This is a genomic window from Streptomyces sp. NPDC020965 (genome assembly GCF_044333555.1).
GTDB lineage: Bacteria > Actinomycetota > Actinomycetes > Streptomycetales > Streptomycetaceae > Streptomyces.
Genome location: NZ_JBIRRE010000007.1, coordinates 407,262 through 420,926, shown reverse-complemented (window position 1 = coordinate 420,926; position 13,665 = coordinate 407,262). Strand labels below are relative to the sequence as shown.

The window sequence follows — 13,665 nt, the reverse complement described above, 5'->3', positions numbered from 1 at the left end:
CGCAACTCCCTTGAGTGCGCCCGTTTCTTTCCGATAAGGCGTCAATTATGGGGGAAGCGCCGATCACCCTTTCGTGTGCTTTTCACCAAAGACCTCAAGGGCCGCGGAAGCCGGGCCGACAAAGGATGCGTGAGTACCCTTGCGCACACCATGATGACCGCCGCTCGCCCCGCCGACTCCGGCCTCGCTGGCTCGGGCGAGCTCGACAGATACCCCTACGCGGAGTCGCCCGGCACCGACCGCGTCAGTCCGCCCTCCTGGGACGGCCCCGACGCGGAGCTGGGTCGGGTCGGCCGCCGCGCGGCCGGCAGCCGGGGCCGCGGACTGCACGGCCAACTCGTTCAGCAGCTCGGCCAGATGATCGTCTCTGGCGATCTGGGCGCCGACCGCCCGCTCGTCCCCGAGGAGATCGGGCAGCGCTTCGAGGTCTCCCGCACCGTCGTCCGCGAGTCCCTGCGCGTCCTTGAGGCGAAGGGGCTGGTCAGCGCTCGCCCCAATGTCGGCACCCGGGTCCGCCCGGTCAGTGACTGGAATCTGCTCGACCCCGACATCATCGAGTGGCGCGCCTTCGGCCCCCAGCGCGACGACCAGCGCCGGGAGCTGTGCGAGCTGCGCTGGACCATCGAGCCCCTCGCCGCCCGGCTCGCCGCGGGACACGGCCGCGAGGACATCCAGCAGCGGCTCGGTGACATGGTCGAGATCATGGGCCACGCCCTGGCCCAGGGCGACGGGATCACCTTCTCCCGAGCCGACACGGAGTTTCATGCCCTGCTCATCCAGCTCGCGAGCAACCGGATGCTGGAGCACCTCTCCGGGATCGTCTCCGCCGCCCTCCAGGTCTCCGGAGGGCCGGTCACCGGCTGTGACCGCCCCAATGAGGTCTCCGTGGCCCACCACGCGCGCATCGTCGACGCCCTCGCCGCCGGTGACTCGCACGCCGCCGAGTCGGCCATGCGCCAGCTCCTCACCGTCCACCCCGAGGTGGAGCGCGTCGTGCCCGCGCCGCGCGAGCACTGACACCTGGCGCGTGGCTGGGAGCACGGGGCTGTACGCATGGAGTGTCGCCGGATTCCAAGGAGTCCGGCGGCACGATTGTGTACTGATATATCCGGTCTTGCCGCTTTGTCGTCAATGGGGTGTGACTCGGGCCACGCGGATTCGGCGTAACACTCCTCGAAACAGGGCGATGACCTAAGAGGTGACAGCCGAGGAGGGAATACAGCAGTCGTTCACGGCGCTGTGCAGTTCCCAGTGGTTCCTAGGCTCAGCCCGCGCCACCGGCACATCCGCAGCCCGGTGGTCGTCGGCTCCGGCCCGATCATGGGCGGGGCCGGAAGCCGTTTCCATCGTTCCGAGAGGTTGTTCGTGTCGGCCAGCACATCCCGTACGCTCCCGCCGGAGATCGCCGAGTCCGAGTCTGTGATGGCGCTCATCGAGCGGGGAAAGGCTGATGGGCAGATCGCCGGCGATGACGTGCGTCGCGCCTTCGAGGCCGACCAGATTCCGCCAACCCAGTGGAAGAATGTTCTGCGCAGCCTCAACCAGATCCTCGAGGAAGAGGGTGTGACGCTGATGGTCAGTGCCGCGGAGTCGCCCAAGCGCTCCCGCAAGAGCGTCGCAGCGAAGAGCCCGGCAAAGCGCACCGCCACCAAGACCGTCGCGACCAAGACGACCACGACGAGGACCGTCGCGGCCGGCACTGCGTCGACGACGGGGTCCGCCGACGCCGAGGGCGCCGAAGAGGGCACGGCGAGCGCACCCGCCAAGAAGACCGCCAAGAAGGCGGCTCCCAGGAAGGCGGCGGCGAAGAAGACCGCTGCCAAGAAGACCGTGGCCAAGAAGGCCACGTCGAAGAAGGACTCGGACGACACCGACGGCGAGGAGCTCCTCGACGAGGTCCAGCCCGGAGGCAAGGGCGACGAGGAAGAGGCCGAGGGCGAGAGCAAGGGCTTCGTCCTGTCCGACGAGGACGAGGACGACGCGCCCGCGCAGCAGGTCGCGGTCGCCGGTGCCACCGCCGACCCGGTCAAGGACTACCTCAAGCAGATCGGCAAGGTCCCGCTGCTCAACGCCGAGCAGGAGGTGGAGCTGGCCAAGCGCATCGAGGCCGGTCTCTTCGCCGAGGACAAGCTGGCGAACGCCGACAAGCTGGCGCCGAAGCTCAAGCGCGAGCTGGAGATCATCGCCGAGGACGGTCGCCGCGCCAAGAACCACCTGCTGGAGGCCAACCTCCGGCTCGTCGTCTCGCTGGCCAAGCGGTACACCGGCCGCGGGATGCTCTTCCTGGACCTGATCCAGGAGGGCAACCTCGGTCTGATCCGCGCGGTCGAGAAGTTCGACTACACCAAGGGCTACAAGTTCTCCACGTACGCCACCTGGTGGATCCGTCAGGCGATCACCCGCGCCATGGCCGACCAGGCCCGCACCATCCGTATCCCGGTGCACATGGTCGAGGTCATCAACAAGCTGGCCCGCGTGCAGCGTCAGATGCTCCAGGACCTGGGCCGCGAGCCCACCCCGGAGGAGCTGGCCAAGGAACTCGACATGACCCCGGAGAAGGTCATCGAGGTCCAGAAGTACGGTCGCGAGCCGATCTCCCTGCACACCCCGCTGGGCGAGGACGGCGACAGCGAGTTCGGCGATCTGATCGAGGACTCCGAGGCCGTCGTGCCCGCGGACGCGGTCAGCTTCACGCTCCTGCAGGAGCAGCTGCACTCGGTGCTCGACACGCTCTCCGAGCGTGAGGCGGGCGTCGTCTCGATGCGCTTCGGCCTCACCGACGGTCAGCCGAAGACCCTGGACGAGATCGGCAAGGTCTACGGCGTGACGCGTGAGCGCATCCGTCAGATCGAGTCCAAGACGATGTCGAAGCTGCGTCACCCGTCGCGTTCGCAGGTTCTGCGCGACTACCTGGATTAGTCGGCCCCCGCCGACCGCTCGACCGGTCGGCACGGCCACGGTGAAGGGCCCGGATTCTCCCCCGTCGGGAGGGATCCGGGCCCTTCGTCGTATCCACGGCCGTGTCCGGGGGTGCGCGCACCCGTCCGGTGGTCGACTCTGAGTCAACGTCATGAACTCAGCGTCAGGAGGTCCTATGCGTCGTCCCCTCGCCCGAGCCCTGACCGGGGCGCTCGCCCTGGTCACCGCGGCGGCCCTGGAGCCCTTGGGGTCGCCCGCCCGCGCGGTCGCCGACAGCATCGTCGTGGGTGGCTCTCCGGTGGCGGTCGCCGACAATCCCTGGGTCGTCGCGCTCTCCAGCCGTGACCGGTTCGGAGGAACGCGCGCGGGCCAGTTCTGCGGCGGTGTCGTGATCGCGCCGACGAAGGTGATGACCGCCGCCCACTGCCTGAGCCGGACGGTGCTCGGCCAGGAGGTGGCGGACGTCCCGGATCTGCGCGTCATCGTCGGGCGCACGGAGCTGACCGGCACCGAGGGTCGAGAGATCGCGATCACCGAGAGCTGGGTGAACCCCCGGTACGACCCGGCCACGAACAGCGGGGATCTGGCGGTGCTCACCCTGGCCGACGAGCTGCCCGCGGCGTCGGTGATCACCCGCGCCGGAGTCGGCGATCCTGCGTACGAACCGGGGGTCGGCGCGACGGTGTACGGCTGGGGCGACACCCGGGGGGACGGCAGCTACGCCACGTCGTTGCGCGCGGCCCGGGTGGGTGTGCTGTCCGACCGGCTGTGCGAGACGGCCTATCCCGGGGGTCTGGAGGGTCGCTACTCGGCCGCCACGATGGTGTGTGCCGGGGACAGCAGGGGCGGACGCGACGCCTGCCAGGGGGACAGTGGCGGGCCGCTGGTGGCCGAAGGGCGGCTCATCGGGCTGGTGTCGTGGGGCAGCGGCTGCGGACGGGCGGACAGCCCCGGTGTCTATACGCGCGTCTCGGCGGTGCCCCTGCCGTAGGCGCCGGGAAGCCGGACTGAGGCCCTGAGCGCCCGGTGGGCGCCCGCGGAGCGCCGTGTGGGTGGTGCGGGGCCCCGCCGGCGGTGTACGGGCGGGGGAGGGGGGCTGTGGGGCGGGAACCGTCAAGCCCTACGGGCCTATGAGTCCGTCGGGCGAGCCGGTCGGGCACTGCGGATGGTCCCGTCGCCACAGGGCAGGGCTCATCCGGTGGCCCGGGTGTCACTCATGATCGCGCATGGGTGCGCGGAGCGTGGGTGCCCGAACACGGACGTCGCGGTACGAGAGCGGGCGGTGGCCCCTGACGGATCAGGGTCCACCGCCCGTCGGTCGGTCCAGGACCGGCCTTGGCTCGTCGTGGATGCGAGGTGTCAGTGATCCTCTTCACCGGCGCCGGCCGGTACGGCCGTCAGTCGGTCGGTCTCATCCTGTATTTCCGCGGCGATCTTCTTGAGTTCCGGCTCGAACTTGCGACCGTGGTGGGCGCAGAAGAGCAGTTCACCGCCGCTGGTCAGGACGACACGCAGGTATGCCTGGGCGCCGCAGCGGTCGCAGCGATCAGCGGCCGTCAGGGGGCTCGCGGGGGTCAGAACAGTAGTCACGTCGCCTCTTCTCTAGCTCGACGAGCTGTCGTACCAGGGTCAACATCCAACCAGTCCCAAAACGTTCCCGCTCGGGGCTTTTCCTCGGGAACTTCTTCCCGAGACGGCTGTCTGCTGCCGGTTGGCGGCGAATGAGCCGTATTGCTGTGCTCTACGGGTTTCGCGTTGCTTGTCTCTTGTCGCCCTCCCGGCTGGCTTGCCGGTCGTTCATGAGGACGTGCCCGGAGCCTAAATGGTTCATGCCTGGAAGGGAACGTGATGTTCTCGGCACCTCCGTCGAGGTATCGAACAAGTATGCGAAGTTGGATTAGCATGAACCAGGCCCGAGGGTGGCGTTACACCAGCTCTACCAGGGGTCGGTACCCTCTGACCGGGCGACCGACGCCGGGCCCTACCCCACGGGGCCACATTTGAAATTCAGCGAGGAGCGAACCGCGTGACCGCCGAAACGTCCGTGCCGTCCACAGCGCTGCTGACCGCAGAGCGTGACAGCTCCAACTACACCGCGCGGCATCTGCTCGTCCTCGAAGGTCTGGAAGCGGTCCGCAAGCGCCCCGGTATGTACATCGGGTCCACCGACAGCCGCGGTCTGATGCACTGCATCTGGGAGATCATCGACAACTCGGTCGACGAGGCCCTCGGTGGTTACTGCGATCACATCGAGGTCATCCTCCACGACGACGGCTCCGTCGAGGTCCGGGACAACGGTCGCGGCATCCCGGTCGACGTGGAGCCCAAGACCGGCCTGACCGGCGTCGAGGTCGTGATGACCAAGCTGCACGCCGGCGGGAAGTTCGGCGGCGGCTCCTACGCGGCCTCCGGCGGTCTGCACGGCGTCGGCGCCTCGGTGGTGAACGCGCTGTCGGCCCGGCTCGACATCGAGGTCGACCGCAACAGCTCCACGCACTCGATCAGCTTCCGCCGTGGTGTGCCCGGCATCTTCACCGAGCAGGGTCCCGACTCGCCCTTCGACCCGGCCAACGGACTGCGCAAGGGCAAGCGGGTGCCCAAGACCCGCACCGGCACCCGTGTGCGGTACTGGGCGGACCGCCAGATCTTCCTGAAGGAAGCCAAACTCTCCCTGGACACGCTGCACCAGCGGGCCCGGCAGACCGCCTTCCTGGTGCCCGGCCTGACCCTCGTGGTGCGCGACGAGCGCGATATCGACGGCCAGGGCAAGAGCCAGGAGATCTTCCGCTTCGACGGCGGCATCAGCGAATTCTGCGAGTACCTGGCGCAGGACAAGGCCGTCTGCGACGTACAGCGGCTGACCGGACAGGGCACCTTCAAGGAGACCGTGCCCGTCTTGGACGACCGGGGCCATATGACCCCGACCGAGGTCACCCGCGAGCTGGGCGTCGACATCGCGCTCCGCTGGGGCACGGGCTACGACGCCCAGGTCAAGTCCTTCGTGAACATCATCGCCACCCCCAAGGGCGGCACCCACGTCACCGGTTTCGAGCGCTCCATCACCAAGACGGTCAACGAGGTGCTCCGCTCCGCCAAGATGCTGCGCGTCGCCGAGGACGACATCGTCAAGGACGATGCACTGGAGGGCCTCACCGCGGTCGTCACGGTCCGGCTGGCCGAACCGCAGTTCGAGGGGCAGACCAAGGAGGTCCTCGGCACTTCGGCGGCCAACAGGATCGTCGCCAATGTGGTCGCCAAGGAGCTGAAGGCGTTTCTGACCTCCACCAAGCGCGATGCCAAGGCCCAGGCCCGAGCCGTGCTGGAGAAGGCGGTCGCCGCCGCCCGCACCCGTATCGCCGCCCGTCAGCACAAGGACGCCCAGCGCCGCAAGACGGCTCTGGAGTCGTCGTCGCTGCCGGCCAAGCTCGCCGACTGCCGCAGTGACGACGTGGGCCGCAGCGAGCTGTTCATCGTCGAGGGGGACTCCGCTCTCGGCACCGCCAAGCTCGCCCGGAACAGCGAGTTCCAGGCACTGCTGCCGATCCGCGGCAAGATCCTGAACGTTCAGAAGTCCTCCGTGTCGGACATGCTGAAGAACGCCGAGTGCGGTGCGATCATCCAGGTCATAGGAGCCGGCTCGGGGCGTACGTTCGACCTCGACGCCGCGCGCTACGGCAAGATCGTCCTGCTGGTGGACGCCGATGTCGACGGTGCCCACATCCGCTGCCTGCTGCTCACGCTCTTCCAGCGCTATATGCGGCCGATGGTGGCGGCGGGCAGGGTCTTCGCCGCCGTGCCGCCGCTGCACCGGATCGAGCTGGTCCAGCCCAAGAAGGGCCAGGACAAATACGTGTACACCTACTCGGACAACGAGCTGCGCCAGACCCTGCTGGAGTACCAGCGCAAGGGGGTCCGCTACAAGGACTCCATCCAGCGGTACAAGGGCCTCGGCGAGATGGACGCGGACCAGCTCGCGGAGACGACGATGGATCCCCGCTTCCGCACCCTGCGCCGGATCAACATCGGTGACCTCGACTCCGCCGAGCAGGTCTTCGACCTGCTGATGGGCAATGAGGTCGCGCCCCGCAAGGAGTTCATCACCAGCTCCGCCGCGACTCTGGACCGGTCGCGGATCGACGCCTGATCCACCCGCTGATGGCCGCCCGGGGAGCGCCGATCCCCCACCTTCGGGGGGAGGCGGCCCCCGGCGTACTGCGGGGGGCTCACCCCTCGAAGGCGGATTCCCACCCCGGGGTGGAGTCACGATGTCCACCCCTGACCCGATTCCGGCCGGATCGCCCCTGTCCTTAGCATCGAAGCGACGGAGGGGGGTGTGATGTGCTCGGCGGCCGAGGATTTGGCGGATTCGGTGGGTTCGGTGGGTTCGGTGGGTTCCTGGGGGGCGGCGGATTCGGAGCGCGCGGAGGGTTCGGGAGATGCGCAGGCTTCCGGGGGCGCGGAGGGTGCGGCGGCTTCGGCGGCTCCAGTGCTCCCGGTGCCTCCAGTGACCCCAGTACCCGATGCGACTTCAGGGACTTCGGCGACTCCAGGAGAGCGGCCTGGCCCGCGGTGGCCCGGTCCGCCGGGGCCGGCGGCGGCCCGCGCCTCCGAGTCGCTCGCGATATCGCCGTGCCAGCCGTCCTGATGGCGGGTGCCGTCTCCAGCGCCTACGCGTCGGGTGCCTTCGGCGGCCGGTCGGCGCTGCTCCCCCCGCTGGGCCTACTGATCTGTGCGGGCGCCGGACTCGGCTATCGGCGGGCGACCCTGGCCAACCGGCTGGTGGTGGCCCTGGGGTTGCTCGGAGTGATCGCCACCGTCGGCTGGGGGGCGTACGCGGCCGGGGCGCCGGTCGCCGCGGCCGTGCTCTGGTTCTCCGTGTCCGGCCTGGCGATGGAGCGGCTGCCCCTCCTCTTCGGACTGCTCACCGGTGCGGTCATGGCCGGGTGTCTCGCGCTGCCGCTCCGGGGTGACGGCCCCCTCGTGATGGGCACAGCCGTGGCCGTGCTGCTCAGTGGCCGCGCGCTGCGGCTGGACTCCCGGTCCCGGGGTGCGCGATCCCGGCTGTTCGCCCAGGAGCGGGCCGCCCGGGAGGCCGAGGCGGTCGCCGCCGCCCTCACCGAACGGGCCGGGGTCGCCCGGGAGATACACGACATCCTCGCGCACAGCCTCTCCGCGCAGCTCGTGCATCTGGAGGCCGCGCGGCTGCTGATCGAACGCGAGCCGCCGGGCGTCTTCCGCGACCAACTCCTGGAGCGGGTGGCGACAGCGCGCGGTATGGCCGGGGAGGGGCTGGCCGAGACCCGGAGGTCGCTCGCCGTGCTGCGTGGTGAGTTGACCACGATCGAGGAGTATCTGCGCGAGATCGCCGCCGCTGCCGGGGCGGCGACCGAGGTGAGTGGTGAGCCCATACGGCTGACCGCCGAGGCGTCGCAGACGGTCCGCGGGGCGGCCCGGGAGGCGCTGACCCGGGTGCGCGAGCACGCGCCCGACGCCGCCGTGCGGGTCCATCTCGGTTACGAGGAGGGCGCGGTGGTCCTGACGGTGCGCGATACGGGCCCGCCCTCGGGTAATGCCGAGGTGACGGACCCTGGTTCCGGGTACGGTCTGCGGGGGGTGCGCGAGCGGGCCGAACTGCTCGGCGGCGCCCTGGAAGCGGGACCGGAGGGGGATGGCTTCGTGGTGAGACTGCGGGTGCCGGTATGACCGGGCGGACTGCCGGGGTGGGGGCTGACGCCAGGGTCCTCGTCGTGGATGACCAGGCGGTGGTGCGTGAGGGGATCGTGATGCTGTTGGGACTGTTACCCGGCGTTGAGGTCGTCGGTTCGGCGAAGGACGGTGAGGACGCGATCGCCCTGGTCGCCCAACTCGCCCCTGACGTCGTGCTGATGGATCTGCGGATGCCCCGCTGTGACGGGGTCGAGGCGACCCGTCGTATCCGCGCCGCCCACCCCGGCACCCAGGTCGTCGTGTTGACGACCTACGCCGACGACGACTCGCTCTTCCCCGCGCTGCGGGCCGGGGCCCGCGGCTATCTCACCAAGGACGCCGACGGCGATGAGATCGTTCGCGCCATCCAGGATGTCGTGGCCGGGCGGGCCGGGCTCTCCTCGGTCATCCAGCGGCGGCTGCTGGAAGAGGTCACCGCCGTGCCCGAACCAGCCACGATGCGGCTGCCCGACGGGCTGACCGGGCGGGAGGGCGAGGTGCTGGGTCTGATCGCGGACGGTTTCAGCAACGCCGAGATCGCCAGGCGGCTGCATATCTCCATCGCCACCGTGAAGACCCATATCAACAACCTCTTCGCCAAGGCCGGTCTGCACGATCGCGCGCAGGCCGTGCGGTACGCCTACCAGGAGGGTGTCGCGCAGCCACCGATGACAGGTCTCGGCTGACGTGCCGGGTGACGGCACCGCACACCGGGCGGACCTGCTTCGGTAGGAGCGCCGGGTGACGGCACGGCGTACGGAGGGCCCGCCGGCCGACGCGGGCGGTGTCGCCACGGGACGTTGACGGTGCCGGACTCCGGGTTGGCTTCGGCAGGTGTTGCCGGCGTGACCGGCCGGAGCAGTGGCGTACGGCGGGTCGTTGGCCGACGCGCCGCGTGGGGTGCCGGACATCGCGCGGCTCCCTACGGCGCGGCGCCTGACGGCGCCGGACATCGCGCCGGCTTCGGCAGGGCCCGGCGCGTGCGGCGCCGGGCATCAGCCCGGCCGGGCCCGGTGGTTGGCGGGCCCGGTGTCCGGCCGGGGGCTCAGGTGCTCGCTGACCAGAGGTAGCGGTGCTCCGGGCGGCCCGTCTCGCCGTACTTGAGGCTGAGTCGGACACGGCCCGTCCGTTCCAGCAGCTTCAGATAGCGCTGCGCGGTCTGGCGGCTGATCCCAGAGCGGTCGGCGATCTCCTGTGTGGAGAGTGGCCCCTCGGCCGCCAGCAGCACCTGACGTACCACCTCGGCGGTGGCCGGGGAGTGTCCTTTGGGCAGGTCCGGGGCGATCGAACCGGCCGAGAGCGCGCCGAAGATCCGGTCCACCTCGGCCTGTTCCGCCTCGCCGCCGCCACCGAGGGTGCGGCGGAGTCCCGCGTACGCCTCCAGTTTGGTGCGCAGGCCCGCGAAGTTGAACGGTTTCACCAGGTACTGGAGGGCGCCGTGGCGCATCGCGGCCTGGACGGTGGCCACGTCGCGCGCCGCCGTCACCATGATCACATCGGTCTGGTGGCCGAGCCGGCGCAGTTCCCGTACGACCGCGAGGCCGTTGCCGTCCGGCAGGTAGTGGTCCATCAGGATCAGATCCACCGGGGAGTCGGCGATCCGGGCGAGCGCCTCGGCGGCGGTGTGGGCCTTCGCCACGACGTGGAAGCCGGGCACCTTGGTGACATACGCCGCGTTGATCTGCGCGACCCTGACGTCGTCGTCCACGACGAGGACACGGATGATCCCGCCGTCAGCCGCCCCCGGCGGCTCGGGGGCCCGTCCGTCGTTCATCGCGCCTCCCCGGTCGTGACCGGATCCGGCTCCGTCAGTTCGGCCAGTGCCTCGGGGAGTACGACGACGAATTCCGCGCCCCCGCCGGCCGCGTCGCGCACCCGGGCGCTGCCGCCCTGCCGCTCCGCCAGTCTGCGCACCAGCGCCAGTCCGAGACCGCGCTTGCCGTGCGCGGGGAGCTCCTTGGTGGTCCAGCCCTCGACGAAGATCGACTCACGCTGGTCCGGCGGGACTCCGGGGCCGGTGTCGGTGACCCGGAGCACGGCGGTACGGCCCTGGGCGTACAGCTCGACCTCGATCCTCGGTTCCGGTGATCCGGCGGAAGCGTCCATCGCGTTGTCGACGAGATTGCCGACGACGGTGACCAGCCCGCGCGGATCCACCAGCCGGTCGGGCAGCAGGGTCTCCGGTGCGATGCGGAGCGACACGCCGCGTTCGGCGGCCACCGTCGCCTTGCCCACCAGCAGGGACGCCAGCAGGGGGTCATGGATCTTCTCGGTGACCTGCTCGGCGGTGGCCCGGTGCACCCCGACCACCTCCGTGACGAAATCGACCGCCTCGTCGTGCATCTCCAGCTCCAGCAGGCCGAGCAGGGTGTGCAGCCGGTTGGCGTGCTCATGGTCCTGGGCCCGCAGGGCGTCGATCAGCCCGCGGGTGGAGTCCAGCTCCCGGCCGAGCTGTTCCAGTTCGGTACGGTCGCGCAGGGTGGCGACGGCGCCGCCGTCGTCGGTGGGCATCCGGTTGGCTATCAGCACCCGGTGGCCCCGCACGGTCACCAGATCCTCGCCGGCGACCCGGCCGGCCAGCACATCGGTCGTACGGCCCGCACCGAGCACCTTGTCGAGCGGCTGCCCCTTGGCCCCCGGACCGAGGCCGAGCAGCCGTTCTGCCTCGTCGTTCATCAGCCGGATCCGGCCGAACGCGTCGAGGGCGACCACTCCCTCCCGGATGCCGTGCAGCATGGCCTCCCGTTCCGCCAGCAGCGCCGAGATATCGGAGAAGGCCAGGTCATGGGTCTGCCGCTGGAGCCTGCGGGAGATCAGATAGGCGGCCAGGGCACCGGCTGCCAGGGCGCCGCCCGCGTAGGCGAGCAGCCCGGGGATGGCCGCGAGGAGCCGGTCCCGGACACTGTCGTACTCGATGCCGACCGAGACCGCGCCCACGATCGCGCCCTCGTGGTCGCGCAGCGGGACCTTTCCGCGCGCGGAGCGGCCCAGGGTGCCGCTGTCGATCTCCATGATGTGCTCACCCGCGAGGGCGTCGCTGGGGTCGGTGGAGACGACCTGGCCGATCTGGTCCGTGGAGGTGTGCGACCAGCGCACCCCCTCCATGTTCATGATCACGATGTACTCGGCGTCGGTGACCCGCCGGATCCGCTCGGCCTCGGCCTGGACCGGGCCGCCGGGCGTCGGCGGGGTGTCGCGCAGTTCGGCGGCGATGTCCGGGGACGCGGTGGTCTGGGCGATGGCGAGCGCCCTGCGCATGGCCTGGTCGTCGAGCTGGGCGCTGAGCGGTGCGAGGAAGAGGCCGGTGGCCAGCACGGTGACGCCGGTGGCGATGACCAACTGCATCAGCAGGACCTGGGAGAAGACCCGCTGCGGCCAGCCGAACCGACGACGTCTGGCCGGGGCGGTCGGTTCGGGGCTCATGTTCATGAACGGTAGACGGCGAGCGGGGCTTTTCGAAATCTCTCCCCGGAGCGGGGGCTCGCGCTGCCCCCGGTCGGGCCCGGTATGCCTTAGGGAGGGCGGGGATTCTCCCGGTCTCCGGAGTTTTTCCAGGTGGGGCGGGCGCGGGTCAGTCCGGGAGCAGGGCCGGGGGCACAATCAGGGGCTGAGCCAGGGCCGGGGTAAACCAGGGGCTGAGCCAGGGGCAGGGTCAGGGCGGAACCAGGGGGCGGGCCGGGTTCAGGGCCGGGGGAGGGGCTGGGGCGGTCGGGGGCCGCCGTACTGCCCCGTCGGGCGCATCCGCATCGGGCGCTCCTCGTACTCCTCCAGCGCATGGGCGATCCAGCCCGCGGTGCGCGCCACCGCGAACACCGTCTCGCCCGCCTCGGCCTTCATTCCCGACGACACCGACAGCACCGCGAGCGCGAGGTCCACATTGGCCCGCAGCTCCAGATGGCGGGCGGTGGCCGCCTCCACCGCGCGGGCCGCCGTCAGCGCCGCGCGCGCGGCCGGGATCGCCGACAGCGCGTCGAAGAGGGCCTCGGCCCGGGGGTCGGGTCCGGCGTAGAGGCGGTGGCCGAGGCCCGGTACCCCGCGTCCGGCCCGCAGGTGGTCGGCGACGACCGCCGCCGCGCTGCCCCGCTCCAACACCTCGGCCAGCATCCGGTGGGCGAGCCCACTCGCGGCCCCGTGCAGGGGCCCCTCCAGCACACCGAGTCCCGCGGAGACCACCGCGTACGGATGGGCCCGCGCCGAAGCGGCGACCCGCACCGCGAGGGTCGAGGCGGCCAGATCGTGGTCGATGAGGAGGGAGAGCGCCAGGTCCAGGGCGCGCAGCGTCGCGTCGTCGGCCTCGGCGGGGGTCAGCCGGGACCAGAGCCGGGGCGCGAGCGGGCCGTCCCCCGGCCGCGCCCGGCCGACCGTGGGCAGCGCGTCGACCAGGGTCGGGACCAGGATGCGCGCGCTGCCGAGCACGGTCTCCCGGTCGAGGTCGTAGCGGAGGGGGTCGAGGGCTGCCGCGGCGATGGCGGCGACCTTCAGCCGGTCCGCCGAGCCGCTGGCCGGCGGCAGTGCGCCGACCGCGCGCCGGGCCGCCGCGAGGGCCTCCGGCGGGGCCGTGAAGCGGATGCCCGCCCGCAGGGTGCCGGTCCAGAGCCAGTCGGCGATCTCCTCGTAGGAGTGGCGCCGGGCCAGCTCGACGGCGTCCACACCGCGGAAGTAGTACCTGTCCTGCTCGATCAGGGTGATGCCGGTACGGATCCGCTGGAGGGTGTCGCCCCCGCCGGGGGGTTCCCGGCGCCCTTTACGGACCAGCGCGTCGATCTCCCGGGCGTCGAAGGTGCTGCCCCGGCCGCTGGCGCCGCGGCGGCTGGTGAGCTGACCCCGGCTGACGTACGCGTACACCGTCTCGGGTTTCACGCCGAGCCGTTCGGCGGCCTCTCGGGTGGTCAGCCGCTCGGTGTCCGCCGTCTCGTCCGTCATAGGGACACCGTACACAGTCGTGCATATATTGATTCAATCAATATTGACAGTGATCTAGTCATGCATGGACAGTCGAATCAACCTTTGTTCGAGGGGAACGTCCCGCCGAGGAGAACG

The 13,665-nt window shown here is 70.6% G+C and carries 10 protein-coding genes; 6 read left to right on the top strand and 4 right to left on the bottom strand.

The window, feature by feature from the left end; all coding sequences use genetic code 11:
* Positions 1 to 129 precede the first annotated feature (129 nt).
* From ACH4S7_RS23055 to ACH4S7_RS23045, 3 genes are all read left to right on the top strand, one after another.
* Positions 130 to 1,017, top strand: a complete 888-nt coding sequence (locus ACH4S7_RS23055; RefSeq protein ID WP_398523115.1) for a FadR/GntR family transcriptional regulator — start codon at positions 130 to 132, stop codon at positions 1,015 to 1,017.
* A gap of 348 nt (positions 1,018 to 1,365) precedes the next feature.
* Positions 1,366 to 2,919, top strand: a complete 1,554-nt coding sequence (locus tag ACH4S7_RS23050) for an RNA polymerase sigma factor (protein ID WP_398523114.1) — start codon at positions 1,366 to 1,368, stop codon at positions 2,917 to 2,919.
* 175 nt (positions 2,920 to 3,094) lie between these two features.
* The gene (locus ACH4S7_RS23045) at positions 3,095 to 3,910 is read left to right on the top strand and encodes a S1 family peptidase (RefSeq protein ID WP_398523113.1); all 816 of its coding nucleotides are present in this window, start codon (positions 3,095 to 3,097) and stop codon (positions 3,908 to 3,910) included.
* A gap of 368 nt (positions 3,911 to 4,278) precedes the next feature.
* On the opposite strand, the gene ACH4S7_RS23040 is transcribed toward ACH4S7_RS23045, so the two are convergent.
* On the bottom strand, positions 4,279 to 4,509 hold the full coding sequence (locus tag ACH4S7_RS23040; protein WP_250918724.1) for a hypothetical protein: 231 nt from the start codon (positions 4,507 to 4,509) through the stop codon (positions 4,279 to 4,281).
* A gap of 436 nt (positions 4,510 to 4,945) precedes the next feature.
* On the opposite strand from ACH4S7_RS23040, the gene ACH4S7_RS23035 reads away from it, so the two are divergent.
* From ACH4S7_RS23035 to ACH4S7_RS23025, 3 genes are all read left to right on the top strand, one after another.
* The gene (locus tag ACH4S7_RS23035) at positions 4,946 to 7,063 is read left to right on the top strand and encodes a type IIA DNA topoisomerase subunit B (protein ID WP_398523112.1); all 2,118 of its coding nucleotides are present in this window, start codon (positions 4,946 to 4,948) and stop codon (positions 7,061 to 7,063) included.
* 485 nt (positions 7,064 to 7,548) lie between these two features.
* A complete protein-coding gene (locus ACH4S7_RS23030; RefSeq protein WP_398523111.1) occupies positions 7,549 to 8,622 on the top strand; it encodes a sensor histidine kinase in 1,074 nt (357 codons plus the stop codon).
* Positions 8,619 to 9,311 (top strand): response regulator, encoded by a 693-nt coding sequence (locus ACH4S7_RS23025; protein ID WP_398523110.1) that lies wholly within the window; start codon positions 8,619 to 8,621, stop codon positions 9,309 to 9,311. Before ACH4S7_RS23030 ends, ACH4S7_RS23025 begins: the two co-directional genes overlap by 4 nt.
* Before the next feature lie 359 nt (positions 9,312 to 9,670).
* On the opposite strand, the gene ACH4S7_RS23020 is transcribed toward ACH4S7_RS23025, so the two are convergent.
* From ACH4S7_RS23020 to ACH4S7_RS23010, 3 genes are all read right to left on the bottom strand, one after another.
* Positions 9,671 to 10,351, bottom strand: a complete 681-nt coding sequence (locus ACH4S7_RS23020; protein WP_398523189.1) for a response regulator — start codon at positions 10,349 to 10,351, stop codon at positions 9,671 to 9,673.
* Positions 10,352 to 10,395: 44 nt separating this feature from the next.
* A complete protein-coding gene (locus tag ACH4S7_RS23015) occupies positions 10,396 to 12,048 on the bottom strand; it encodes an ATP-binding protein (RefSeq protein WP_398523109.1) in 1,653 nt (550 codons plus the stop codon).
* Positions 12,049 to 12,306: 258 nt separating this feature from the next.
* Positions 12,307 to 13,548 (bottom strand): citrate synthase, encoded by a 1,242-nt coding sequence (locus ACH4S7_RS23010; RefSeq protein WP_398523108.1) that lies wholly within the window; start codon positions 13,546 to 13,548, stop codon positions 12,307 to 12,309.
* Between the last annotated feature and the right edge of the window lie 117 nt (positions 13,549 to 13,665).

Excerpts from the sequence above, each read along its gene's own strand:
- ACH4S7_RS23010 (WP_398523108.1), bottom strand. The coding sequence starts at position 13,548 with ATGACGGACGAGACGGCGGACACCGAGCGGCTGACCACCCGAGAGGCC.
- ACH4S7_RS23015 (WP_398523109.1), bottom strand. The coding sequence starts at position 12,048 with ATGAGCCCCGAACCGACCGCCCCGGCCAGACGTCGTCGGTTCGGCTGG.
- ACH4S7_RS23045 (WP_398523113.1), top strand. The coding sequence starts at position 3,095 with ATGCGTCGTCCCCTCGCCCGAGCCCTGACCGGGGCGCTCGCCCTGGTC.
- ACH4S7_RS23025 (WP_398523110.1), top strand. The coding sequence starts at position 8,619 with ATGACCGGGCGGACTGCCGGGGTGGGGGCTGACGCCAGGGTCCTCGTC.